The organism is Candidatus Lariskella endosymbiont of Hedychridium roseum (genome assembly GCF_964020185.1).
Lineage (GTDB): Bacteria > Pseudomonadota > Alphaproteobacteria > Rickettsiales > Midichloriaceae > Lariskella.
In genome coordinates this window covers 128,253-152,658 of sequence record NZ_OZ026538.1, presented here as the reverse complement: position 1 = coordinate 152,658, position 24,406 = coordinate 128,253, and the positions used below count along the sequence as shown (strand labels likewise).

Genomic DNA, 24,406 nt, shown 5'->3' with positions numbered 1-24,406 from the left:
CCGAGAAGGAGCGCAAATATGGTAAGATCTTACTATGAATTCTTCGGACAATCTCCACAAGATCAAATAACAGCGCGCATTGAACGCGCATTCTGGGCACAAAAGGAAGAAGAAGCTAAACAAAGAAAGCTTTTCCCCAGACTGCAAAACGACCTACTATATCTAGCAGCTCTCGAAAAATATGAATTGATTGAAAAAATCACAGACTATCAAGCTGCAGTCGCAACAGGTCTTGTAAAAACACTAGATTTTAGCCACAACAAGTTAAGTTACATTAGTAATAGCATGGTCTACAAAATATATAAAATCATGTCGAATATGCTGTATAAAACTAGTGTAGAGAAGCTAACCCTATGGAACAATCACTTTGGGAAGGAGCATAACAACGCATTGCGAGCAATACTGCTGCTGACGAAAGATTCGAGCGTCAAGTTTCTTGATCTAGGACATAACTATATTGGTTATATGAATCAGGGCGATATATCTTCAATATTTAGTATATTCAAAAACTTAAATATCACTCATATTAACCTATCCAACAACCACCTAGGGCGACTAGATGTTTCTAACTTACTGATACTATTAGACTTGCTGACTATTGGAACTAAAATAACACATATTGACATTAGCTCTAATGCTCTTTGTGAAATGAACTGAGCTTTATTGAGAAATTTTGATTTTTCTCTAAAATATGCCACAAGAAATTTACATTATCTTAACTTAAGCCACACAGGCCTTTATAATAGAGGTATACACTATGCAATATTAGATTGGATTAGCAACTCAAATGTAGAACACTTAGATCTTTCCCACAGCGGATTGTGGCAATTTACCACCGAGAACCTACATAGACTTTTTAAAAAACTCGAAAAAACCAATGTATCTAATTTAAACATAAGTGATAATAAACTATTTTACACTGGAAGCAGCGCAAATCTTAAAGCTATTTTACAAGCCCTTAATAATAAGCCAAGTATATAAAATCAATCTAAGCGGCAATAATCTACTGCTTATAAAACCAGGATTTCTTATCAAAATCTTCCAACAGATTCCAAGCAATAAATACTATCATTTCACATTTGATATACAAGATATGAATCAACGGGGCCTCAGCGCTGTATAAGCTGCTAAGCGAAAGACTTGAACAAAATCAATTCATATTTGAAATGTCATTTTCATTCAATAGATCCAATCCTAAACACAATATATTATTTGAACTGCACAAGGCATTAAGATATGAATTTATGTATAGTGCCGGAGATATAGCATAAGTGACTAAGATACTGACAAAAGTTAGGAATTAAGATATAAAAAGTGAGTATGAAATAAAAAGCATAAAATTATGGCAAGAGCATATCCAATAGAACTTAGGGTAAGAGTAATAGAAGCATTAGAAAATGGTGCAAGAATCACTAAAGTGAGTAAACTATTTAGAGTGAGTCGTGATACTATCTATAAGTGGAAAATTCTGCAAGATAAGCACGGTTCTTTGAAAGCAGCAAGTGGTTATCAAAAAGGTCACAGTCATAAGATCAAAAATCTAGAAGATTTTAAAGAATTTTTTGAATTAAATATTGCTATGACATCAAAAGAACTAGCAAAGAAGTGGTGTAATATATCACCTACAACGATCTTACAGGCGATAAAAAAACTTGGTTATAGCTATAAAAAAAACTCATCTTCATCCGAAAAGAGATATTCCGTTAAGACATGAATTTATTGAAAAGATAAAAACCATCACAAGAGATAAAATAGTATATCTTGATGAATCTGGAATAGAAGATAATGCTTGTAAAGGATATGGTTGTAGTATTTTAGGAGAAAGGTGCTATGGGGAAAAGGTGTATCAACATAAAACTAGAATAAGTATGATAGCTGGTCTTTGTAATTGTAATCTTATTGCTCCCGTAATATTTGAGGGTAATTGCAATAAAGAGGTCTTTGAAGCTTATATTAGGGAGATGTTAATTAAAGAATTAAAACCTGGACAAACTGTTGTTATGGATAACATTAACTTCCATAAGAATCCTAAAGTGAAAGAGTTAATTGAATCTGTGGGTTGTTACATATTATTTTTACCAACTTACTCTCCTGATTTAAATCCTATAGAGCATTACTGGTTTAAGATAAAAAATGAAATTAGAAAAACTATAGATTTATTTGATACTCTTTATGATGCTGTTTTTAATACAATTAAATTGTCAGCACCTTAGTCACTTATGCTATATTTCGCAAGATGACTTTGCAAAAGCGCTACATTACATCAATATCCTGCAAATACTACGCAATATGGAAGATGAATTGTTATTTCATCATTATTTTCCCAATATAACTCACCATATTACATACTCACCTTACGCAAGAGCATTATTTTTGCGTAAATTTATCAATTCATTCATAGATGCTATATTCGCTGCTACTAACAATTTATATTTAATAGCAAAATGATTGGTTGCAGTGGCAACCTTTATAATTTCTAACTTGCAAAATGCTACGATTGAAGCAAATATATGGTTTGCTTGAGATCGCATCTTTTTCGTTGGAGATTTTGCAAAGCTTGTATTTTCTTTGATAGATTTGTGATATTCCTCAATTCTCCATCGTTTTTGATAGATTTCGTACAAATAGGCAGCATCATGTTCTGTATCATTAGAAGCAAGGTATAGAATACCAGTTGATCCGTCCTCGTTTATGAAAACTTTTTTGATTAGTAAAACTTCAAAAGATACTCCTTTCAACCATACCTTCTTTGATTCTCCATCCTGCATATCTAATGATGAGATTTGTTGAAACTTCCCCAATTTTTTATCTTTACATGATAATGCAATAATTCTATTTGATTTAATACCTATAATAAACTTTTTACCAAGCGATTCTATGAATTCCATATTCTCTTTAGAACCAAACCAATTGTCGGCTAAAATATGCTCAAACAACACTTTGTTCTCTGTTGATCGTTTTATGAGATTGCGAAAATGTTGGTTTTTGCTAATGCTAGATTTACGCTGTACTTTTCCTGTCTCAATATCAGAAAAACTAACATCTTTACGAATGAGTGCGTACCCAAACGGAAGCACTACGTCACCATACGAAACTAAGCACGATAAAATGTTTATCCCCTTTACATGCCTTCCTTTAGCATAAGAGTGATGCCATGCTACTATCTCATTTTCATCCGTATAAGGTTTCTCTTCTATTGAATCATCTAATATCAAAACACATCCCTTGTTAAGCTCATGCTTCCTAATTTCTGGCTTGATGTATAACCATAATTCTTTTGATCCTAAATCTTCAGAATTAAGATATTTTGTAATCTTGTCGTGGCTTATATCTCCAGACAATAAATCTGATAAACCAGTAGCTGTTGCATACTTATTTTGACAAATTAAATAGTCTGAATATATATCCAATATTTTCTTAGACATACTTTATTTTTTTATTTCGCTTACTTTTACTACCTTTATACTGATTTTGTCAATTTTGCGTAAGGTGAGTTACATATACAAATCATGAACATATAGAAGACTACTCTACATCTGACAATGACCAATATCTTCGCCTCTCTATGCTAAAAACACTAAGAAGTAATGGTCAAATCCCTCATGGCTTAAAAACTCAGTATGCGAATAAACTTCATGAGACAATCGGAGACATACTACACAATACTAGATATGATAAAGAGTCGAAGCAACTAATGATGTCTGAAATTCTTTCATTTATCTCATATGATGATATGAAAGCTATTTTAAATAGTGCATGTATGTTCTGTTATATCACTGAACAAGAATCCGTTGATGCTATAATGCAAAGCACTATTTAGTCCTCCAAAAATTGATTTGCTTGCGCAAATCAATTTTTTGTGGAGAAGTTAAATGTACAAAAAGTAGCCTAGGATTCGGCCTTGCGCTAATTTTTGGATATATTCATTGCTCCTGTGCCTAAGCAAAAACACTACTTTCACAAAATCCGTAAGTTTTTTGCGCTGACTTATAACATTTCCTTACGGATTTAAAGCGCTATTTTGGCACTCTAAACATCATTTCATGCCATTTCTGAGACTTTTGGCGCGTGTACTTAGTCAGAAAAACACAGAGTACATAACATACTCTAATATAGATAGGTATAACTTAAATTTTCAGCTCGAGCACAAATTTTCATATTATCTCTAATAATTTAGAAGAGCCTTGATAAATGAATATACTCGTCATACCTTTCCAAATTGGCGCCTTTAGAATGCTTTTTATGATGTACTTGTGTACACAAAGCACATACACTCATCCTTCCTAGCTCTTTTTGAAACCTCACTTCGTATGCATATAAGTTACATACAAACTCTTCATTTACCTGCAGTATACATGCATATGTAGACATCTAAACCTCTCGCAAAATGCGGGATAATATAAAAATCAATTCATAAATTTCTTATACTTACTTAACGTTATTTTTAGGGTAGATTGTAACATGAAACACTTTGACTGCAAGCTCCTCTATGCATCGGTTGAAATACAGTGTTTCTACTAGACACGGTTAACAAAGTAATTATGCAAAACCTTTTTTGGCTTCACTTTCCATATTACTTCGTAACAGCACCTAGGGGTTTTAGTATATGTGCTAAGAGGCAAGTATGACGGATTTTACTGTGCTCGATCCATGAAATGTAACAAGAATATGCCGAATAATGAGTAAAATTAGAATAGACAAAGCAGTTGAGCTATACATTACAGACTGGATCAATCAGCTTCAAAAGCAGTCTGCATATTCTGAAAACACTTTAAATGCATATATTACAGATCTATTTTATTTCTTTAAATTCGTTAGCAATCACTATGAATCCTCTATCTCAAAAGCGCTATTAGAACAATTAATAGCTCAAGATTTTAGAGCATGGCTTGCGTTTAAGAAACGTAAAAGCTTGAAATCTACATCTATTGCAAGGGCATTATCAGTAGTACGAAATTTTTATAAATACTTAGAAGATAATCACCAAATAATAAACTCAGCTATATGGACAGTCAAAGCTGCAAAAATACCCAAATCACTTCCTAGAGCCTTGCCATGCAGTGCGGCAATAGAAGCTACTCAAGTCATAAGCCACATTGCAAGTGACACATGGGTTGGCGCAAGAGACAGCGCAATACTATTACTTCTATACGGATGTGGTCTTCGTATAGGAGAAGTATTATCAATTAAGAAGTCTGACCTGCCACAGCTTGGCAGTAATATAATAATCATCCGCGGGAAAGGAAGAAAAGAAAGGAGCATACCACTTCTACCAAAGGTGAGAGAAGCTTTAAATAAATATCTAGAGGAATGCCCATATTCTGTAGAAGATGGTCCACTTTTTTGTGGCATTAGAGGAGGACCATTAAATCCAGATGTATTTCGACATACACTGAAGAAGCTAAAAAAAAGCTTGGGACTGCCGTCTTATACATCTCCACATGCATTCAGACATAGTTTTGCAACACATTTATTACAAGAAGGCGTTGATTTACGTACTATACAAGAATTACTTGGACATAAAAGCTTATCTACTACACAAAAATATACGAAAATAGATGGCGTTGGATTACTATCTGCATATTCAAAATATCACCCTAGAAATAAAAAAAATGATAAAAATTAGTAATACTAAAAGCTTATAAGCATAAGGTATTTTTAGAAAATTCAAGATAAAATTTGAGTTTAGCTGTACTAGGAGTACAGCTACTAGAAGTGCGCTTAAATTTAAAAGAAAAGACGAAGCTAAAGTCTTCTGTTATTTGCGGGAGTTGGTATATGGGCTAAAGTGCTATAAAATAGGCATAGTAACCGAATATTTAGAATAAATTTTTATTCGCTTGAAATCGGCAACGTAGCTCTATTTTAGGCAATATGCTGACTTAAAATTTATCAAAAAGACAAAGTCTAGCACGACTCTTTTATGCTGCTTTAGCCATATACACTATTATACCTTAAAATTAGATATACAGTTATTGCAATTTTTGAGAGTTTTCACATAAAGATAGATAAGAGCTGTTCTTGATATTGTTTGAATATTTGTGTAATAGTAAGAGCGCACCAAAGCTTGATGGATCCGTATACCATTGACTCTTTTTTAGAAACGATTTTAGTGCGCCGTGTCATTCGGCATAAATGATGTCGCGTGTTGCTATTATCTCTCTCGATACATACTGTGCCAGACTTTCCAATTGTATGACGCTCTTTGGGTAAAATTTTAGAAAAAGCATCCCAATCATCCATATAAAAATGACATTCTTTCAGATGACTCACTTTTTGTAGAGCTTTTGGAATGTTGCAGTATCACGATTGCCTGTAACCCAGGCAACTGTTCTCCTTGTACTACGATCAACTGCCTTAATGATCCAAAGCTTGTTTTTTTTGAACCAATAAAATGCCACATCTCGTCGAATTCCATCTCCATAATATCCGAAGAGACAACTGGCTCCTGAGTCTTGCCCATCGCCTCTACTACCCAGCGATAAATTATGGACGCCGAATGCCCTAATATCTTGCATAACATAGAAAAAGAGCCATTACCAAGACTATATAGCATAACGCATAATGCTTTCTTAACAGCTGTTTGAGGCTTCTTGCCCAGATCGCCCTCAACAAAATTTAGAACATGATCTGCACTTATAACGCTGTACACCCCCTCACAATGCCATTCTTTACAAAGATATCAGAGCAACATCCCTTACAACAAACCATAAAACCACTCTTTAGTTTTTAAAAAAGTGATCATATCATACTTCTATCTAATTGTGAAAACTCTCTAATTTTCATTCTAAATTTCCAAGCTCAATCAAAATCATCTGCGATACTCGCAAAAGTAGCCGTCGCTTTCTATTAAAGCGCGAAATTATAACCATTCAGCAACACAGCCGCTTTATTTTACACAGAATATTAAAAATATATTGCATTATTATGGCACAAGCATAGAATTAAGCATTAAGAATACTTATAAATCATAGAAGAACCAAAATGTATACCTCTTCTCTCTTTTATAAGAATCCTTTGACCACTCTTGTTTTAGGTCAATGCAAATATTCAATTTATATATTGTAAAAGTTACTTACTGTAGTACCTAAATTTCTAAATAGCAAAGTGTATAGATCCAAATATTAAGATAAGTATGTGCTACTAGTTCAGCTAGAACATTAATAAGCTGTGGTGAATTTGTGGCCCCTCCCCTTCCTAGTGTTTTATAAAGCAGGCAAGTCAGCATTAACCCTGGCACAACCAAAATACATCATTCACATGCACAATATAACATCATTTTAACTGAAGCAATTATGAGATCAAACAATCATTTATAGCGTGTCATATGAAAAGATGTAGTGGAAGAAAAAGTAATATTATTAGCATAAGCAGCAGTGCAATCAATCAGAAATTGAAACAACTGCGAAAATTCCAACAGCTTTTTAACACAGAAACTGATGATGTAGACAGCAATATATTCCATACGCGATATCATAACACATACGATATAAATCATATAACACAGCTCTGCAGCAGGAAGATAAAAAAGTTATGGCTAGCAAATGAATCAGTAACTAATGCACCCTTAGAATCCCATAAATCGTTTAGTAGACTGCTTCGGAAACTTGTTTCAGTGAGGCAAGTACAAAGAGCATACGGAGCGCAAGTGTGCAAGAAGTACATGAGCATCTTTAAGCTAAAGATGCAACAAAGCAATTGCCAACTCGAACAAATGTTTCAGAAACAGTCTAGTGAAAATAGCTTCGCAAATAATACACACTACTCTTTTGCAAGAGAGCACCAAAATTTTGTCAAAACTCAAATAGAATTTACTATTCCTAGTATAAACGATTTACAAAAAATAATAGAAAATGGCCATCATAACGCTATTAACATACTCGATAAAACGAATGAATTACCTAGCAGGATTTATAATAAAGTTAAAATAGGCGTTTATACAAAAGTTGAGGAAATTTTTATTGATATTACAACTGCTATAAACGATGAGATCCGCAAAAGACAAACCACTACTCTGATAGAAAATGATGAGGAGTTTCAAGGAAAAAATATTGAGAGAGTGTGGAGCGTGAAAAATGGCAAACAATAAGGAAGATTTTGATTGGGCAGATCTAGAAAGGAATTTTTCGATGAAATCACGTGATTTCAGAAGAAGCTTGGCTTATCTAGCACGCTCTGAAATGAACAATATATTCGAAAATAGAGATCTACGATTAGATAAAAAAGAAAATACTTCATCTTTATCTACTACACGTGAAAATGATGATCGTACTAGACAAAGCAGTTCTTTAGATGACACGGTAAATTATGGAGATCCTGAAATATCATTTTCAAGACCGTCAAGTTCTAGCACTACAGAAGAAGATATAGTGAATATAGGCATAGAGTCTTTTCAAGATAGCCAAAGCAGTAGTTTTTTGGAGCATAGTTTTCAAGAAGATAGTGTGGACTTTCCAATACATCAAATTGAATCCGAAAGTAGTTTTGCACAAAAACCATATGAAAATAGTACCAATCTTTCCAAGGATGAATATAGCAAGCATGCAGCAGCATTGAATGACTCACAGAATTTGGATAGAGACGAAGATTTAATTAAAGCATCAGAATTAGATCATAAATACCAAAATAATAGCGTTGTCATTTCAAAATTTAGCAAATCAATAGAAGAAGTTTTTGATATTGGATTTAAAGAATTTATAGGAGATTTTGGGGAAAAAACCAGAGATTATGCAGAAATCATGATAGATAGTTTAGAGAAAGGAAGAGAGAGTAATATGCAGTCAGCAGAAATGAGTGTGATACAAGTTGTGAGTAGTGTGAAACAAAAAATTTCCGCTGCTGAAAGTAGAGCTACTGCATATGCAGTAGCAGAGGAAAACAACAATTCAATAAACACAGCATCAAAAATTCTCCATGACGATACAAAGAGCAAAGATCCTAGCATTGTCAACAAGGATGTATCATCGGTTAAAATGCTTGATGAGCCGTTTCCAGTAAGAAGACTTGATTATATTGCAAAAGCTGAAAATGAAAGAGTTCAAAACGCATATAGCAATCTTACATCACAACTTCAAAAGCTTGAAAGCATTGCACCAGAATTTGCTAAATCTACTAAAGATAATTATCTAAGAGAAACAAAGCATCATTTTAAAAATACTATCGCTGCTATGCATGGACTTACCTCTAGCATAAAAAGCTTCGTCACAGAAGTTGAGAAAGAAGCAGAAAGAGAGTTTTCTAGCGCAAAAGATAGGTTTCTGCTAACAAGGGGAATAAACACAGACAAAGTGCAATCTCACACCCAAGCCAGCGATATGCAGCATACAGCACAAAACAAAGAGCCGTTATTTAGACGAGCAACAGCAATCAAGGAAAATGATGAACATTCATTGCTGCAACGTCACAAAGACAAGCCTATCAAGATACTAGGAAAATATACGCAAGATATTGCAGACGAAAGAAGCTCACAAGCACCCACTACAAAGGGTAAAAGCTAAAATTTCATTAGTACAAACTATAGCACTGCCTTCATAAGCCACCTGCGCAGACCTTTTTGGCCTGATTTTTAAAGTATTACTTCGTTAATTTCTTCACAAATATATATATATTTGTGAAGAAATTAGTCCGTCCCTTGCATTCTAAAACGAAGTGCAACAATCCAAAAAATGATATAAGAATCATTTAAAAACAAACAAAAAGGATTGTTGTAAAAGCAAATAGTATAACCATCTTAATAAATTAGAAAGAGTAAAAATTTTTCTTTTATCGAAACAATCTGGCTTGAGTGTAAGCCATATTGCTTCGAGTTTGAAGCGCTCACATTCTACAATTTATCGTGAATTACGTAGAAATGAACACAAAAGCTTATATCTTCCTGATACTGCCCGCACCTTAGCACAAAAACGAAGGCACGGTTGCAATAGAAAAATTAGAGAAGGTACTCCGCTTTATACTGATATAGCAAGCAAACTAAAACAGTCTTGGAGTCCCGAACAAATCAGCGGTAGACTTAAGCTGGAGAATAAATGTATTTATTGCCGCCATGAAACAATATATAGCTATATTTACCGCAAGGATAAATGCAATATGTGGTATAAGTATTTGGCTAAAGCAAAGAAAAATAGGGGCAAGCGTAAAGGCAGAAAAGTTGGTAGTGGTAAATTCTTAGGCTTACCTTCCATGCATGAGAAACCTACTTTTGTTGCTTCCGGCACAGTTCATAGAAACTGGGAGTTAGATACAATATCATTTGAGAGTTTTCACACAAAGATAGATAAGAGCTGTTCTTGATATTGTTTGAATATTTGTGTAATAGTAAGAGCGCACCAAAGCTTGATGGATCCGTATACCCTTGACTCTTTTTTAGAAACGATTTTAGTGCGCCGTGTCATTCGGCATAAATGATGTCGCGTGTTGCTATTATCTCTCTCGATACATACTGTGCCAGACTTTCCAATTGTATGACGCTCTTTGGGTAAAATTTTAGAAAAAGCATCCCAATCATCCGTATAAAAATGACATTCTTTCAGATGACTCACTTTGTTGTAGAGCTTTTGGAATGTTGCAGTATCACGATTGCCTGTAACCCAGGCAACGGTTCTCCTTGTACTACGATCAACTGCCTTAATGATCCAAAGCTTGTTTTTTTTGAACCAATAAAATGCCACATCTCGTCGAATTCCATCTCCATAATATCCGAAGAGACAACTGGCTCCTGAGTCTTGCCCATCGCCTCTACTACCCAGCGATAAATTATGGACGGTGAATGCCATAATATCTTGCCTAACATAGAAAAAGAGCCATTACCAAGACTATATAGCATAACGCATAATGCTTTCTTAACAGCTGTTTGAGGCTTCTTGCCCAGATCGCCCTCAACAAAATTTAGAACATGATCTGCACTTATAACGCTGTACACCCCCTCACAATGCCATTCTTTACAAAGACATCAGAGCAACATCCCTTACAACAAACCATAAAACCACTCTTTAGTTTTTAAAAAAGTGATCATATCATACTTCTATCTAATTGTGAAAACTCTCGATAATGCTATATTATCTGTGAAATAAATAAGAGATATGTTATTGAGTTATATGGGCGTGCATTCTAATTTGAAGTGCGACAATCTATCGTGCAGCCTGGATAATATCTTCTCTAGGCTTTCTGAAATTAAGAATTTTCCTTGGTGTATTATGTAGATTTTTACATATTAAGTCAATGTCTGCCTGCGTAAGTTTTGATATTTCTGTATTTCTTGGCAAAGAAGTGCCTTATCCTTCCGTTTATAGCCAACTAACTATAAAATAGTTATAAAAGAAGGAAAAAGGAAATGTTAAACAGATGTCGTATTCATTAGATTTTCGTCTAAAAATTGGAGAGTTTTCACAATTAGATAGAAGTATGATATGATCACTTTTTTAAAAACTAAAGAGTGGTTTTATGGTTTGTTGTAAGGGATGTTGCTCTGATATCTTTGTAAAGAATGGCATTGTGAGGGGGTGTACAGCGTTATAAGTGCAGATCATGTTCTAAATTTTGTTGAGGGCGATCTGGGCAAGAAGCCTCAAACAGCTGTTAAGAAAGCATTATGCGTTATGCTATATAGTCTTGGTAATGGCTCTTTTTCTATGTTATGCAAGATATTAGGGCATTCGCCGTCCATAATTTATCGCTGGGTAGTAGAGGCGATGGGCAAGACTCAGGAGCCAGGTGTCTCTTCGGATATTATGGAGATGGAATTCGACGAGATGTGGCATTTTATTGGTTCAAAAAAAACAAGCTTTGGATCATTAAGGCAGTTGATCGTAGTACAAGGAGAACAGTTGCCTGGGTTACAGGCAATCGTGATACTGCAACATTCCAAAAGCTCTACAACAAAGTGAGTCATCTGAAAGAATGTCATTTTTATACGGATGATTGGGAGGCTTTTTCTAAAATTTTACCCAAAGAGCGTCATACAATTGGAAAGTCTGGCACAGTATGTATCGAGAGAGATAATAGCAACACGCGACATCATTTAGGCCGAATGACACGGCGCACTAAAATCGTTTCTAAAAAAGAGTCAATGGTATACAGATCCATCAAGCTTTGGTGCGCTCTTACTATTACACAAATATTCAAACAATATCAAGAACAGCTCTTATCTATCTTTATGTGAAAACTCTCACATTATCTTTTATTAATTGATAGAAGAATACTGCGGTAAAATTTTTTCATTAGACAAATTACTTTCGCAGGCAGTACCGTATTTAACTACGCTTCCTTAAACGCTCTATGGAAACTATCAAGTATAGGACTGATTAGATACTGCAGGAATGTTCGAGTACCTTTCACTATAAATACTGTCACAGGCATTCCAGGGTATAACTTTATATCAGAATTTATTCTATGTACTGTTTCCTCTTTTATTTCTATTCTTGCTATATAGTGCGAACGACCGGATTTTTCATCAGTAAATCTGTCTGCTGAAACATATATAACTTCTCCTGCTATTCTAGGTACAAGACGGTTTTTATACGCATTCAACTGAATCTTAGCCTCAAGTCCTACTCTTATGCTTTCAATATCTTGAGGGACAATCATAGCTTCAACTAAAAGCTTATCATCTTGTGGCACTATATCCATTACTCTTCCACCTGGATTTATAACTCCTCCTATAGTGTGGTACTGTAGACCAGTTATGATACCAGCACTTGGTGCTCTTATGATCCTTCTGGAAAGCACATCCAGTACAGCTTGATACTTCTGTTCTGACTGTAATACTGCAGATCTATTTTCTTTATATTCTTGAGCAAGTTTTTGTCTATACTCCGTCTCAGTACGTATTTTGTTAAGAGCTGATTCTGCGATCTGCTCTTCACACTTTGCAATTGCAGATTTAGTAGTATGTACATTGGCTTCAAGTTCTTGTACCCTGTTTTGAAGTGGTATAACTCTAGATTTTAGCTCAAGTCCCTGATCAAATAATTTTTGTGCTGTTGCAAGTTGCTCTTTAACCGATAAAAGCTGTGCATTATATGACCTAAGGTTGGCCTCTCCACCTTTTAAATCTTCCTTAAATTGCACAATCCTGTGATCCATAACTTCCAGCGCAGCCCTTAATGCTTTTTTATTTAATTCGAAGAGTGCAGTCTGTGTTTGTATAAATTGTTGCACTTCTTGTTCGTGTGTGTCTAGAACATCATCAGAAAAATCAATGTTATCATCACCTCTTTCTTCAGCAATCAACCTCTTCTCTACACTTTTGACAAGTCTAAGCTGAGAAAGCAATATGTTTGCCTCAGATTTAGCATGAGTGCTGTTTAATATAATAAGTTCCTGTCCAGCTTGAACAGATTGTCCATCTTCTACAAGTATTTGCTCTATAACTCCACCTTCAAGGTGTTGTATTGTTTTATGGTTACCGCTCACCACTATGCTTCCCTCTGCCATTGCGGCACTATCGAGCGGTGCAAGCCCACTCCATACAATAAAAAATCCAACAGTAATAAGTATAACCAAACCACCAAACAATACAGCTGGTCTTATTTGCTGATGCAGTTCTTCTTCTATCTTATGTTGATACTTCGCTTCTTCTGGTGTGATTGCAAACATAAAAGACTTTGCATCAATGAAAAACTTTTTGATCTCACCCCAATCAATTAACTTTGCTTTCTCAGCCTTAGCTTCAATCACTTGTACATTATCCTCATGATTTTCTTCTATAGTTTTACTTTCTTGTTCATGAATATTTTTAGATGACATAGCACCACATAATAAAAATTAGTATGACCAGCAAAACGCTGACCAATCTTATATATGAATAGATTTCTTTTAATATACTTTTTCTTCAAATGTTTATTCCAGCAGCCAATTGCTTTGTTGCATCCCTTAGCCTTCAAATGGAATGCTTATATACTTCTTGTACACTTGCGCTTCCACGTGCTTTCGTATACTCATTGCACTTGCCTCATTGAAACAAATTTGAAGAAAAAGTCTAATAACTAAGAAGTAACAGACATAAAAGACTGCTGACCCTTTTGCATCTTCTGCATTTCTTCTATAACTTGCTTTCTAGGACCAAACATGACGACTGTACCATCTTTCATAACCATAATTTTATCGACAATACTCAATATAGAAGAACGATGTGAGATAATTGTTGATGTAATCTTTTGTTCTTTCGCATATTCAAGTGCACTTGCCAAAGCAGCTTCACCATAACTATCAAGACTAGCGTTTGGTTCATCTAAAACAAGCATCTTTGGAGAACCAAAGAAAGCTCTAGCAAGCCCTATTCTTTGTTTTTGTCCACCAGATAAAGTAGAGCCATCAAAACCTATTTCTGTATCGTATCCTTTTGGTAGTTGCAAGATCATATCATGAACTCCTGCAAGCTGTGCAGCCATTATCACATCCTCATGATGAGCATTTGGATCCATCCTACCAATATTTTCTCTAATAGTTCCGCTGAATAGCTCTATATCCTGTGGGAGATAACCTATGTTTTTGCCTAGCTCCTGTCTATTCCAATCACGTATACTTGCTCCATCTATTCTCACAGTTCCAATTGTCGGGTGAAGAGCTCCAACTATTAATTTCGCAACCGATGTTTTCCCAGAACCGCTCGCTCCTATTATTGCAAGCATTTCTCCAGCTTCTACTGCTATAGAAACACCTTTAACTATATGTTTTTGAGAACCTGGTGGAGCATAATATACACTCTCCATCTCAATTTTACCTTCTGGTTCTGGAAGAGACATAACTGTATTCATAGCAGAATACTTAGAAAATGCTGTATTTAATCTCTGGTACGCTTTTTTGCAGTTAACGTATCCCTTCCATGAAGTGATCGCAACTTCAAACGGTGCTAGGGCTCTGCTAACTAGAGATGAACTTGCTATAATAGATCCGCTAGAGAATGCTCCTTGTTCTTTTACAAATAAATAAGCACCAAGGCCTGTAACTGCGATCTGAAGTATAAGTCTAATAAATTTTGTAACTTCCGTGAAGACGGCCTGTCTTTTAGTAGCAAGAGACTGCATTCTCTGAACATCATTGTTGATATTCTGCCATGATTTATTGACCTTTGGTAAAAGGCCCATCACTTCTATCACTTCTGCATTACGTGTTACTTGATCAACCTGTCTCATGCTTCTAATAAATGTTTCATTAGTTGCTTCAAGAAGTGGTTTTGTTGCTTTATCACCCATAAGTCCGACTATGATAAGCACAACGCCCCCTATCACAGCTAGCATACCTATATAAACGTGTAACATAAACAGCACTATTAAGAATATGATAGCCCAAGGAGTATCAAGAATTGCGACAAGGCCATGACTTGTTAGATAAGTCTTTACTGTTTGCAGATCACGCATTTGTTGGCTATTAGCGTTTGCTTTAGATTCAAGAGCTGTTCTCACAGAATTTGCAAAAACATCATATGATAATCTTTTCTCAAACCAGCTGCCCATTTTTGTCATCGCAAAAGAACGTGCTGCCTGAATAAGACTCAGCAAAGCAAGTGCTAGTAAGATCACGAGTGTTAGCATGCTTAGTGTATCAAGATTTCCACTTGAAAGTACTCTATCCAAAACTTGCATTGAATAAAGCGGAGTAGTTAGCATAAGAAGGTTAACTACACACCCACATATTAGTATGTATTTCACCATTACCTTGCAAGCTAATAGATTAGCTCTAAGAGGTGTAATACCATTATTCATTTGTTGCATAATTTGACTTCCGTCCCTCTCTGCTTATTTTTACCTGCTAATTGTACATAATTAATCAATTTCCAAAAACAATAAATATTTGAGAAATTATTACAATTCTATGCATATATAGTCAACTTATCACTAAGTGATATATGCTTCGCTAAATATATATATATATGCGCAAAAAATAAAGCAAAATTTCTGTTGTAGGTTTCTTGTAACATACATACACTCAATAGTTGCAAGAAGCACTAGCTTCGCATTTATTAATCCAAATAGGTGAAGAATTCATATGACTACAAATGTTAATGACATGCAAAATGCGCAGGCACATTTTTTGACTGAGAATCTGGCAGATGAGAGTAAAGAGATTACAGAAAAGTATACAAGCCCAGCGGAAGATCCAGCAAAAGATTCTCTTGCATCACAAATGGACGTGAATCAGAGTAGGCTTAAAGTTGCGAGGGACAGTATCGACGCTTTCTCAGCAATTCTAGGTATTGCTGAGAAAGCTGCTCAGATCGTTCTCGAAATGGCACAAAAAATGGAAGAAACAAGAGCTAAATCTGCAAGTGGTGAGATTAGTGATAAAAACAAAATATTATTAGACCTCTTGCATAACCTGTTCCAAACTGTGATTTGATTGTCACTAAAACATAAAAACACTCACGTGGATCATTGTTTGGTGACGTTTTGCAAAAATCTACTCTATAAGAATTTCTACCTCAGAATGAGGTTATGCAAGAGGTCTATTGGATAAACACTTTCAAGCATTTAAAGCTCAGTTCGAACGTACAGTTGCAAATACAAAATATGGTGATAAGAAGCTTCTTGATGGTTCCCTTTCTGCTGGTAGTACAGTTGAAACAAATACAGTTGGCATAGAGCCTGGCGCAACTGCTGAGAGCACAATGTCATATGAAATGCCAAAAGTTGATTTGACAGAGCTTTCATTGAACGGTGTTAAGATCAGGATTGATAAAGGTGCTACTGCTGGAACTCCTCGGTCATTCTTTAAACAACAAACCGAAACTATATCACTTTCTTTAAAGGATGTTGCACCTAATCTCATTACTGCAACTGCAGCTTCTGCTATTAAGATTGCAGGCGTAGAATTCAAACTCTTAAATGGCGGGGCTGCTGCACCTACAGCTAAAGCATATGAGATAGATATGGCAGGTAAAAGCAGCGCCGTTGATATTGCAAATGCTCTTGCAAATGCGATCAACACTGCTGACAGAGCTACATTGACTGGTCTTGCTGGTGTTGAAGCGTCAGTAAGCGGTGGTGTTTTAAGCATTAAAAAAGTTGTAAACTCTGCTACAGACGGCGGTACCGCTCCAACATTTGACGTTGAGATGACAAGTGTTGTTGCTACTGAGCTTGGTGCTAACCTTGTATCTAGTGTGAGACAAGGTGGTACTCCTATGAACTATACTCCTGTTGGTGGAACTGCAGCTAAATTTACAACACGTCAAATAATAGACGGAGATGAATACTTTGTTGTTGGCGGTGATGTTGCACTGGCAGACGGCACGGGACGCGAAAGTGCAGCAAACGACATTGCAAACTTAATACAGAATGCTAATGGCTCTCCTATAGTTCAATCACAGCTAACTAGAGATTTACTTGGAGCTCTTTCTGCGACTGTGCTCTTTACTCCTGAAACGACTGCGGGTCAAGATGACAGCGTAACTACAATGAAGCTTTCTTCAAAGATGTCTGGCATTGCTGGAGCTTTCTCTTTGATTGAGCGCAGTCCTGGCAGCGCTGTTAAGACTGAATCTAGTGTATTCTCTTCTGATGCAAAAGTAGGTTCTTTAGGTCTCAGCAACACAAGCGCTGGTGGAAGTATTAGTACCGACGCTATATTGCAGGGTCTTGGCACATCTATCGCAGACTCAGGTTTTGTAGACATTTCTAAAGATCTGTTGGTGGATGGAACTGAGATAAAAATTGGTGGCCGCACTTATGTGCTCAAGGAAAATATATCTGGCTTGCAAAATGCAATCCAAGTTAAAAAACTTGATCCACTGCAAACACTGAATAACATAGCTACCTTCTTAAATACTCAAGCTGATCCATCTGTTGCTAACTTCAATTACGAAGTCAATGGTGACAAAACAAAAGATATAAGTCAGCTGCGTTTCTTCGCAAGAGTCCCTGATGATGCTGTGAATTCTGTACAGATGAGCATTAGTAACAAGAGCGTTACAAACAAAGCGCTTCTCACTCTTTCAGGTGGGGATGCTGGTGGTATAGATACAGCTAAAGTTACGAATAATCCAAGCTTCGTTGGTAGAGTTCAAGGCTTCAAGAAGATACTACACTTCCAAAAGATACACGTGTTATCATGCAGTCTAGTGAAGGTGGTAGCTTTTCAATTAACTTGAAAGCCGGCAAAGGAATGGTAGTTGAGTCTAACAATAAAGAAGCGGAAGCTGCTTTTGCTAAGAAGTTTGATGAAGCATTCTCTCAGGTTAAATTTTATCAAGCGAGAGAAATTGATAGCCTTAAGCCTGCTGCAAGATCTTCTGTTGATGGGACGATTGCTGAGTTTATGGCTGCTGATTACAAAAAAGGTGCTGATATAGAAATAAATAGAGGTAATCGGTTCTGAGAAGACCGGCAAAGCTTCTATCGTGCTCAGTTTGAAAGATGGACGTAAATATCATAGCGAAGATTTTGGTAACAGCATAGGGGAGTCTCAGAAAATCGACTTAATTAAATTTGAAGATCCAATCGAGGGTCAAAACGTTGATTCTAATGAGAAGATCTCTATACGCTTTGGCCGCAGTGTGGACTTAACAGATCCATATGCTACGAAGCAATTCCAAGCTGATATAATAGCTGCGTTCAAAACTACCAGTTCGCCTCTTCAATTCCAAGCTGGAACAGAGATTGGTGATAAAATCATTGTTAGTATTTCATGCTTTGATTATCATGATCTATTTGCTGACAAAGAGTTTAATGTTCAAACAGCTGCAAACGCTGAAAGGCTTGCGAAAGTGATGGATGAAATTATAGCAAAAGCAAACGCTGAAATAAACGCTGCATTGGATAAATTCAATGATGATACAGCAGTAGATTCTCTAGGTCTCAACAGCACTTTATTATCTACAGATCACGCATTCGCTGTCGCTGACGATTGGCATTTGATTTAGGTTCAAGAGCTGTTCTTACAGAATTTGCAAATACGTCATAAGACAACCTTTTCTAAAAACCAGCTGCTCATTTTTTGTCATTGCGAAGGAATATGCAGCTTGGACAAGACTCAGGCAGAGCAAGCGCTTATAATTTTACTAGCGCTTGCATGTTTAGTATGTCCGTCAACAATTTATTTGCACAGCAGATCAATTGTTGCGGAATAATTAAATGTACAAAAATTAGCCCAGAACCTCTGCCAAGCTAATTTTTGTAATTTGTCCTATACTTAGAAAATACTACTTCAGCACTGCTGGTAGAGTCTGACACAATCCATAAGGTTTTAGCAATTTTGTCACTTTTTCTGCTGTATAATCGAGAGTTTTTACATAAAGATAGATAAGAGCTGTTCTTGATATTGTTTGAATATTTGTGTAATAGTAAGAGCGCACCAAAGCTTAATGGATCCGTATACCATTGACTCTTTTTTAGAAACGATTTTAGTGCGCCGTGTCATTCGGCCTAAATGATGTCGCGTGTTGCTATTATCTCTCTCGATACATACTGTGCCAGACTTTCCAATTGTATGACGCTCTTTGGGTAAAATTTTAGAAAAAGCCTCCCAATCATCCGTATAAAAATGACATTCTTTCAGATGACTCACTTTGTTGTAGAGCTTTTGGAATGTTGCAGTATCACGATTGCCTGTAACCCAGGCAACTGTTCTCCTTGTACTACGATCAACTGCCTTAATGATCCAAAGCTTGTTTTTTTTGAACCAATAAAATGCCACATCTCGTCGAATTCCATCTCCATAATATCCGAAGAGACACCTGGCTCCTGAGTCTTGCCCATCGCCTCTACTACCCAGCGATAAATTATGGACGCCGAATGCCCTAATATCTTGCATAACATAGAAAAAGAGCCATTACCAAGACTATATAGCATAACGCATAATGCTTTCTTAACAGCTGTTTGAGGCTTCTTGCCCAGATCGCCCTCAACAAAATTTAGAACATGATCTGCACTTATAACGCTGTACACCCCCCTCACAATGCCATTCTTTACAAAGATATCAGAGCAACATCCCTTACAACAAACCATAAAACCACTCTTTAGTTTTTAAAAAAGTGATCATATCATACTTCTATCTAATTGTGAAAACTCTCGTATAATCATTACTTGCAGCTAGTATTAAATCATCCAGTTTTTTTTAGAGTGCTGACGCATTCGACTATCAAAGTCTCCACTTGATAAGCACCTATCCAAGACATGCCGTGAATAAAGCAGCGTAGTTAACATGAGAGGGTTAACTATACACTAATAGTATGCATTTTCACTATTACCTTTTGCTCCAGTAGGTTAGCTCTTAAAGGTGTAATACCATTATTCATTTGTTGCATAATTTGACTTCCGTCCCTCTCTGCTTATTTTTACCTGCTAATTGTACATAATTAATCAATTTCCAAAAACAATAATATTTGAGAAATTATTACAATTCTATGCATATATAGCCAAATTATCACTAAGTGACATATGCTTCGCTAAATATGTATATATGCGCAGAAAATAAAGCAAAATTTCTGTTGCAAGTTGCTTGCAATGTACCTACACTCAATAGTTGTAAGAAGCAGTAGCTTCGCATTATTAATCCAAATAGGTGAAGAATTCATATGACTATAAACATTAATGGTCTGCAAAGTCCACAGTCACGTTTTTTGACTGGGAATCTGGCAGATGAGCGTAAAGACATTAGTATGAGGCTGATTACTGGAAAGCGCGCAAGTCCAGCGGAAGATCCAGCAAAAGATTCTCTTGCATCACAAATGGACGTGAATCAGAGTAGGCTTCAAGTTGCGAGGGACAGTATCGACGCTGGTTCAGCAATTCTAGGTATTGCTGAGAAAGGTGCTCAGATCGTTCTCGAAATGGCACAAAAAATGGAAGAAACAAGAGCTAAATCTGCAAGTGGTGAGATTAGTGATAAGGAAAGAGTATTGCTGGATCAACACTTTCAATCGTTTAAAGCTCAGTTCGAACGTACAGTTGCAAACACAAAATATGGTGATAAGAACCTTCTTGATGGTTCCCTTTCTGCTGGTAGTACAGTTGAAACAAATACAGTTGGCATAGAGCCTGGCGCAACTGCTGAGAGCACAATGTCATATGAAATGCCAAAAGTTGATTTGACAGAGCTTTCATTGAACGGTGTTAAGATCAGGATTGATAAAGGTGCTACTGCTGGAACTCCTCGGTCATTCTTTAAACAACAAACCGAAACTATATCACTTTCTTTAAAGGATGTTGCACCTAATCTCATTACTGCAACTGCAGCTTCTGCTATTAAGATTGCAGGCGTAGAATTCAAACTCTTAAATGGCGGGGCTGCTGCACCTACAGCTAAAGCATATGAGATAGATATGGCAGGTAAAAGCAGCGCCGTTGATATTGCAAATGCTCTTGCAAATGCGATCAACACTGCTGACAGAGCTACATTGACTGGTCTTGCTGGTGTTGAAGCGTCAGTAAGCGGTGGTGTTTTAAGCATTAAAAAAGTTGTAAACTCTGCTACAGACGGCGGTACCGCTCCAACATTTGACGTTGAGATGACAAGTGTTGTTGCTACTGAGCTTGGTGCTAACCTTGTATCTAGTGTGAGACAAGGTGGTACTCCTATGAACTATACTCCTGTTGGTGGAACTGCAGCTAAATTTACAACACGTCAAATAATAGACGGAGATGAATACTTTGTTGTTGGCGGTGATGTTGCACTGGCAGACGGCACGGGACGCGAAAGTGCAGCAAACGACATTGCAAACTTAATACAGAATGCTAATGGCTCTCCTATAGTTCAATCACAGCTAACTAGAGATTTACTTGGAGCTCTTTCTGCGACTGTGCTCTTTACTCCTGAAACGACTGCGGGTCAAGATGACAGCGTAACTACAATGAAGCTTTCTTCAAAGATGTCTGGCATTGCTGGAGCTTTCTCTTTGATTGAGCGCAGTCCTGGCAGCGCTGTTAAGACTGAATCTAGTGTATTCTCTTCTGATGCAAAAGTAGGTTCTTTAGGTCTCAGCAACACAAGCGCTGGTGGAAGTATTAGTACCGACGCTATATTGCAGGGTCTTGGCACATCTATCGCAGACTCAGGTTTTGTAGACATTTCTAAAGATCTGTTGGTGGATGGAACTGAGATAAAAATTGGTGGCCGCACTTATGTGCTCAAGGAAAATATATCTGGCTTGCAAAATGCAATCCAAGTTAAAAAACTTGATCCACTGCAAACACTGAATAACATAGCTACCTTCTTAAATACTCAAGCTGATCCATCTGTTGCTAACTTCAATTACGAAGTCAATGGTGACAAAACAAAAGATATAAGTCAGCTGCGTTTCTTCGCAAGAGTCCCTGATGATGCTGTGAATTCTGTACAGATGAGCATTAGTAACAAGAGCGTTACAAACAAAGCGCTTCTCACTCTTTCAGGTGGGGATGCTGGTGGTATAGATACAGCTAAAGTTACGAATAATCCAAGCTTCGTTGGTAGAGTTCAAGGCTTTACTGTGACTTCTGTTACAAATAACGAAGTCAAACTACAACTTTCTGTCGGTGGCATTAAATATGAAGGCTTAATTAAAGATACTACACTTCCAAAAGATACACGTGTTATCATGCAGTCTAGTGAAGGTGGTAGCTTTTCAATTAACTTGAAAGCCGGTAAAGGAATGGTAGTTGAGTCTAACAATAAAGAAGCGGAAGCTGCTTTTGCTAAGAAGTTTGATGAAGCATTCTCTCAGGTTAAATTTTATCAAGCGAGAGAAATTGATAGCTTTAAGCCTGCTGAAGGATCTTTGGTTGATAGGACAATTGCTGAGTTTATAGCTGCTGATTACAAAAAAGGTGCTGATATAGAAAAAATAGAGGTCACAGGTTCTGATAAAACTGGCAAAGCTTCTATCGTGCTCAGTTTGAAAGATGGACGTAAATATCGTAGCGTTGATTTTGGTAACAGCATAGAGGAGTCTGAGAAAATCGACTTAATTAAATTTCAAGATCCAATCGAGGGTCAAAACGTTGATTCTAATGAGAAGATCTCTATGCACTTCGGCCGCAGTGTGAACTTAACAGATCCACATGCTACGAAGCAATTCCAAGCTGATATAATAGCTGCGTTTAAAGCTACTAGCTCGCCTCTTCAATTCCAAGCTGGAACAGAAGTTGGTGATAAAATAAGTGTTAGCATTTCAGGCTTTGATTATCATGATCTATTTGCTGACAAAGAGTTTAATGTTCAAACAGCTGCAAACGCTGAAAGGCTTGCGGAAGTTATGGATGAAATTATAGCAAAAGCAATCACTGTAAACGCTGAGATTGGTGCTGCTATGAACTCATTCCAGCAAGTTGCTAAGTCTCTCCAAGCGCAGACTCTTGGATTAATTCCAATCAGCGACGTTCTTGGTAAAGTAGACATGCTAGAACAATTAGCTGCTTTCAATCAAAATAGTACACAGATGGATATCGCTGTTAATTCTATGGCTGAAACAGATCGTTATTCTAGAACGCTCATGCAAAGACTATTCACATTCCAATAATCTAAGCCTACTTAGAAAATTGGAACAATTAAGAAAGGCACCAAAGCTAAACACTTTGGTGCCTTTTTGCTATATATACGGCATATCATTCTCATAGCTTTTTTTAAACACTAACTTTGTCTGTGCGAAAGTTAAAAGCAACTCTTCATTTATCAGATATTATATGTATGGTATTATAGCTTCTAGAAAGAGTGGGATTTTAGAGCTTAGTAAAAGTTTTGCAACTTACTCAAGTAGAATAAGAATGCTACTGCTTAAAGCGTCATTATTTTAATGAACATTATTTCTTTTGTTTGCAGTATTCTGTTATTTTGACATAATATAGTCTACAAGCTTTATATTAAAATGAATCATTTTAGATATGTCTGATTTAGCTAAAACATCTGCAGGTATGAGCTCAGGTCATCAAGAGCAGATGCAAGAAAGTGAATCTGGTACGACACGTAGAGATTTTGTAGTGATGGCTGCAACTGCAGTTGTTTGTGCTGGAGCTGCTGCAGCTACCGTTCCGTTTATCAGATCTATGAGCCCTGATGCTGGAGTGCTTGCGCTTAGCAGCGTAGAAGTAGATGTTTCGAATATGATACCTGGAGAAATGAAAACTGTTATGTGGTCCGGCCGCCCAGTTTTTATATTCAGAAGAACTGAGGCGGCAATAAAAGAAGCAAGAGATGTTGATATTAATACTTTAAAAGATCCTCAATTAGATGAGGATAGAATAATAAAAGGAAACGATGAGTGGCTGATAGTCGTTGGTATCTGCACACACCTTGGCTGCGTCCCAGTAGGGCATAAGGGGGATTATGATGGTTGGTTTTGTCCTTGCCATGGTTCTCAATATGATACTTCAGGTAGAATAAGAAAGGGCCCTGCGCCTTCAAACTTAGAAGTGCCAAAATATGAATTTATTAGTAAGACGAAAATCAAGATAGGATGATAGGTATTATTGTTTATGGATACTGCACTAGTAAAGGA

General features: G+C 36.5%; 23 protein-coding genes and 1 pseudogene. 15 read left to right on the top strand and 9 right to left on the bottom strand.

Annotated features, from left to right (window positions below):
* Positions 1-18: 18 nt before the first annotated feature.
* A complete protein-coding gene (locus AACK98_RS00740; protein ID WP_339041535.1) occupies positions 19-657 on the top strand; it encodes a hypothetical protein in 639 nt (212 codons plus the stop codon).
* Between the two features lie 685 nt (positions 658-1,342).
* A protein-coding gene (locus tag AACK98_RS00735) for an IS630 family transposase (protein ID WP_339040258.1) occupies positions 1,343-2,213 on the top strand; the annotation gives its coding sequence in 2 pieces (ribosomal slippage) (positions 1,343-1,666 and positions 1,668-2,213; 870 coding nt in all).
* A 141-nt stretch (positions 2,214-2,354) separates the two neighbouring features.
* Here the strand turns inward: AACK98_RS00735 and AACK98_RS00730 are convergent.
* Positions 2,355-3,425 carry a transposase gene (locus AACK98_RS00730; protein ID WP_339041533.1) on the bottom strand — a complete coding sequence of 357 codons (1,071 nt, stop codon included), beginning with the start codon at positions 3,423-3,425 and terminating at the stop codon, positions 2,355-2,357.
* A 140-nt stretch (positions 3,426-3,565) separates the two neighbouring features.
* Between AACK98_RS00730 and AACK98_RS00725 the strand changes: the two genes are divergently transcribed.
* Together AACK98_RS00725 and AACK98_RS00720 are read left to right on the top strand one after the other, a co-directional pair.
* Entirely contained in the window at positions 3,566-3,820 is a 255-nt protein-coding gene (locus AACK98_RS00725) for a hypothetical protein (protein ID WP_339041531.1), read from the top strand.
* Positions 3,821-4,678: 858 nt separating this feature from the next.
* Complete coding sequence (locus AACK98_RS00720) at positions 4,679-5,626, top strand: tyrosine recombinase XerC (protein WP_339041529.1); 948 nt, start codon at positions 4,679-4,681, stop codon at positions 5,624-5,626.
* Positions 5,627-5,994: 368 nt separating this feature from the next.
* Here the strand turns inward: AACK98_RS00720 and AACK98_RS00715 are convergent, their stop codons facing one another.
* Positions 5,995-6,273: an IS1 family transposase gene (locus AACK98_RS00715; protein WP_339041527.1), complete on the bottom strand. Its 279-nt coding sequence runs from the start codon at positions 6,271-6,273 to the stop codon at positions 5,995-5,997.
* A complete protein-coding gene (locus AACK98_RS00710) occupies positions 6,236-6,652 on the bottom strand; it encodes a hypothetical protein (protein ID WP_339041525.1) in 417 nt (138 codons plus the stop codon). Before AACK98_RS00710 ends, AACK98_RS00715 begins: the two co-directional genes overlap by 38 nt.
* 1,032 nt (positions 6,653-7,684) lie before the next feature.
* On the opposite strand from AACK98_RS00710, the gene AACK98_RS00705 reads away from it, so the two are divergent.
* From AACK98_RS00705 to AACK98_RS00695, 3 genes and pseudogenes are all read left to right on the top strand, one after another.
* Positions 7,685-8,089: a hypothetical protein gene (locus AACK98_RS00705; protein WP_339041523.1), complete on the top strand. Its 405-nt coding sequence runs from the start codon at positions 7,685-7,687 to the stop codon at positions 8,087-8,089.
* Entirely contained in the window at positions 8,076-9,497 is a 1,422-nt protein-coding gene (locus AACK98_RS00700) for a hypothetical protein (protein WP_339041521.1), read from the top strand. Before AACK98_RS00705 ends, AACK98_RS00700 begins: the two co-directional genes overlap by 14 nt.
* 235 nt (positions 9,498-9,732) lie before the next feature.
* Positions 9,733-10,290: pseudogene (locus AACK98_RS00695) on the top strand (IS30 family transposase); the annotation flags it as partial.
* Here the strand turns inward: AACK98_RS00695 and AACK98_RS00690 are convergent.
* The gene (locus tag AACK98_RS00690; protein ID WP_339042479.1) at positions 10,260-10,628 is read right to left on the bottom strand and encodes an IS1 family transposase; all 369 of its coding nucleotides are present in this window, start codon (positions 10,626-10,628) and stop codon (positions 10,260-10,262) included. The pseudogene AACK98_RS00695 and the gene AACK98_RS00690 sit on opposite strands and share 31 nt — an antisense overlap.
* Entirely contained in the window at positions 10,535-10,918 is a 384-nt protein-coding gene (locus AACK98_RS00685; RefSeq protein ID WP_339041519.1) for a hypothetical protein, read from the bottom strand. Before AACK98_RS00685 ends, AACK98_RS00690 begins: the two co-directional genes overlap by 94 nt.
* Before the next feature lie 580 nt (positions 10,919-11,498).
* Here AACK98_RS00685 and AACK98_RS00680 point away from each other — a divergent pair.
* Both AACK98_RS00680 and AACK98_RS00675 read left to right on the top strand, forming a co-directional pair.
* Entirely contained in the window at positions 11,499-11,882 is a 384-nt protein-coding gene (locus tag AACK98_RS00680; protein WP_339041517.1) for a hypothetical protein, read from the top strand.
* Positions 11,786-12,157 carry an IS1 family transposase gene (locus AACK98_RS00675; RefSeq protein WP_339042477.1) on the top strand — a complete coding sequence of 124 codons (372 nt, stop codon included), beginning with the start codon at positions 11,786-11,788 and terminating at the stop codon, positions 12,155-12,157. Before AACK98_RS00680 ends, AACK98_RS00675 begins: the two co-directional genes overlap by 97 nt.
* 95 nt (positions 12,158-12,252) lie before the next feature.
* Here AACK98_RS00675 and AACK98_RS00670 read toward each other — a convergent pair whose 3' ends face one another.
* Entirely contained in the window at positions 12,253-13,743 is a 1,491-nt protein-coding gene (locus tag AACK98_RS00670; protein WP_339041515.1) for an HlyD family type I secretion periplasmic adaptor subunit, read from the bottom strand.
* A gap of 239 nt (positions 13,744-13,982) precedes the next feature.
* Positions 13,983-15,710 carry a type I secretion system permease/ATPase gene (locus AACK98_RS00665; protein WP_339041513.1) on the bottom strand — a complete coding sequence of 576 codons (1,728 nt, stop codon included), beginning with the start codon at positions 15,708-15,710 and terminating at the stop codon, positions 13,983-13,985.
* A gap of 319 nt (positions 15,711-16,029) precedes the next feature.
* On the opposite strand from AACK98_RS00665, the gene AACK98_RS00660 reads away from it, so the two are divergent.
* The 4 genes from AACK98_RS00660 to AACK98_RS00645 all read left to right on the top strand — a co-directional run bounded on the left by AACK98_RS00660 (position 16,030) and on the right by AACK98_RS00645 (position 18,856).
* Positions 16,030-16,335 (top strand): hypothetical protein, encoded by a 306-nt coding sequence (locus tag AACK98_RS00660; RefSeq protein WP_339041511.1) that lies wholly within the window; start codon positions 16,030-16,032, stop codon positions 16,333-16,335.
* A gap of 109 nt (positions 16,336-16,444) precedes the next feature.
* Complete coding sequence (locus tag AACK98_RS00655) at positions 16,445-18,085, top strand: hypothetical protein (protein ID WP_339041509.1); 1,641 nt, start codon at positions 16,445-16,447, stop codon at positions 18,083-18,085.
* Complete coding sequence (locus AACK98_RS00650) at positions 18,082-18,312, top strand: hypothetical protein (RefSeq protein WP_339041507.1); 231 nt, start codon at positions 18,082-18,084, stop codon at positions 18,310-18,312. The genes AACK98_RS00655 and AACK98_RS00650 overlap by 4 nt, the downstream gene beginning before the upstream one ends.
* A gap of 31 nt (positions 18,313-18,343) precedes the next feature.
* Positions 18,344-18,856 carry a hypothetical protein gene (locus AACK98_RS00645; RefSeq protein ID WP_339041505.1) on the top strand — a complete coding sequence of 171 codons (513 nt, stop codon included), beginning with the start codon at positions 18,344-18,346 and terminating at the stop codon, positions 18,854-18,856.
* 365 nt (positions 18,857-19,221) lie between these two features.
* Here the strand turns inward: AACK98_RS00645 and AACK98_RS00640 are convergent, their stop codons facing one another.
* Together AACK98_RS00640 and AACK98_RS00635 are read right to left on the bottom strand one after the other, a co-directional pair.
* A complete protein-coding gene (locus AACK98_RS00640) occupies positions 19,222-19,590 on the bottom strand; it encodes an IS1 family transposase (protein ID WP_339042475.1) in 369 nt (122 codons plus the stop codon).
* Positions 19,497-19,880 carry a hypothetical protein gene (locus AACK98_RS00635; RefSeq protein ID WP_339041502.1) on the bottom strand — a complete coding sequence of 128 codons (384 nt, stop codon included), beginning with the start codon at positions 19,878-19,880 and terminating at the stop codon, positions 19,497-19,499. Before AACK98_RS00635 ends, AACK98_RS00640 begins: the two co-directional genes overlap by 94 nt.
* Before the next feature lie 674 nt (positions 19,881-20,554).
* On the opposite strand from AACK98_RS00635, the gene AACK98_RS00630 reads away from it, so the two are divergent.
* Together AACK98_RS00630 and petA are read left to right on the top strand one after the other, a co-directional pair.
* Positions 20,555-23,431, top strand: a complete 2,877-nt coding sequence (locus AACK98_RS00630; RefSeq protein ID WP_339041500.1) for a hypothetical protein — start codon at positions 20,555-20,557, stop codon at positions 23,429-23,431.
* Positions 23,432-23,846: 415 nt separating this feature from the next.
* On the top strand, positions 23,847-24,368 hold the full coding sequence (gene petA, locus AACK98_RS00625) for a ubiquinol-cytochrome c reductase iron-sulfur subunit (RefSeq protein WP_339042473.1): 522 nt from the start codon (positions 23,847-23,849) through the stop codon (positions 24,366-24,368).
* Positions 24,369-24,406 lie beyond the last annotated feature (38 nt).

Bases quoted from the DNA above. Each gene is read 5' to 3' on its own strand.
- AACK98_RS00720 (WP_339041529.1), top strand. From the start codon at position 4,679: ATGAGTAAAATTAGAATAGACAAAGCAGTTGAGCTATACATTACAGAC.
- AACK98_RS00700 (WP_339041521.1), top strand. From the start codon at position 8,076: ATGGCAAACAATAAGGAAGATTTTGATTGGGCAGATCTAGAAAGGAAT.
- AACK98_RS00725 (WP_339041531.1), top strand. From the start codon at position 3,566: ATGCTAAAAACACTAAGAAGTAATGGTCAAATCCCTCATGGCTTAAAA.
- AACK98_RS00730 (WP_339041533.1), bottom strand. From the start codon at position 3,425: ATGTCTAAGAAAATATTGGATATATATTCAGACTATTTAATTTGTCAA.
- AACK98_RS00740 (WP_339041535.1), top strand. From the start codon at position 19: ATGGTAAGATCTTACTATGAATTCTTCGGACAATCTCCACAAGATCAA.
- AACK98_RS00705 (WP_339041523.1), top strand. From the start codon at position 7,685: ATGCAACAAAGCAATTGCCAACTCGAACAAATGTTTCAGAAACAGTCT.
- AACK98_RS00665 (WP_339041513.1), bottom strand. From the start codon at position 15,710: ATGCAACAAATGAATAATGGTATTACACCTCTTAGAGCTAATCTATTA.
- AACK98_RS00670 (WP_339041515.1), bottom strand. From the start codon at position 13,743: ATGTCATCTAAAAATATTCATGAACAAGAAAGTAAAACTATAGAAGAA.
- petA (WP_339042473.1), top strand. From the start codon at position 23,847: ATGCAAGAAAGTGAATCTGGTACGACACGTAGAGATTTTGTAGTGATG.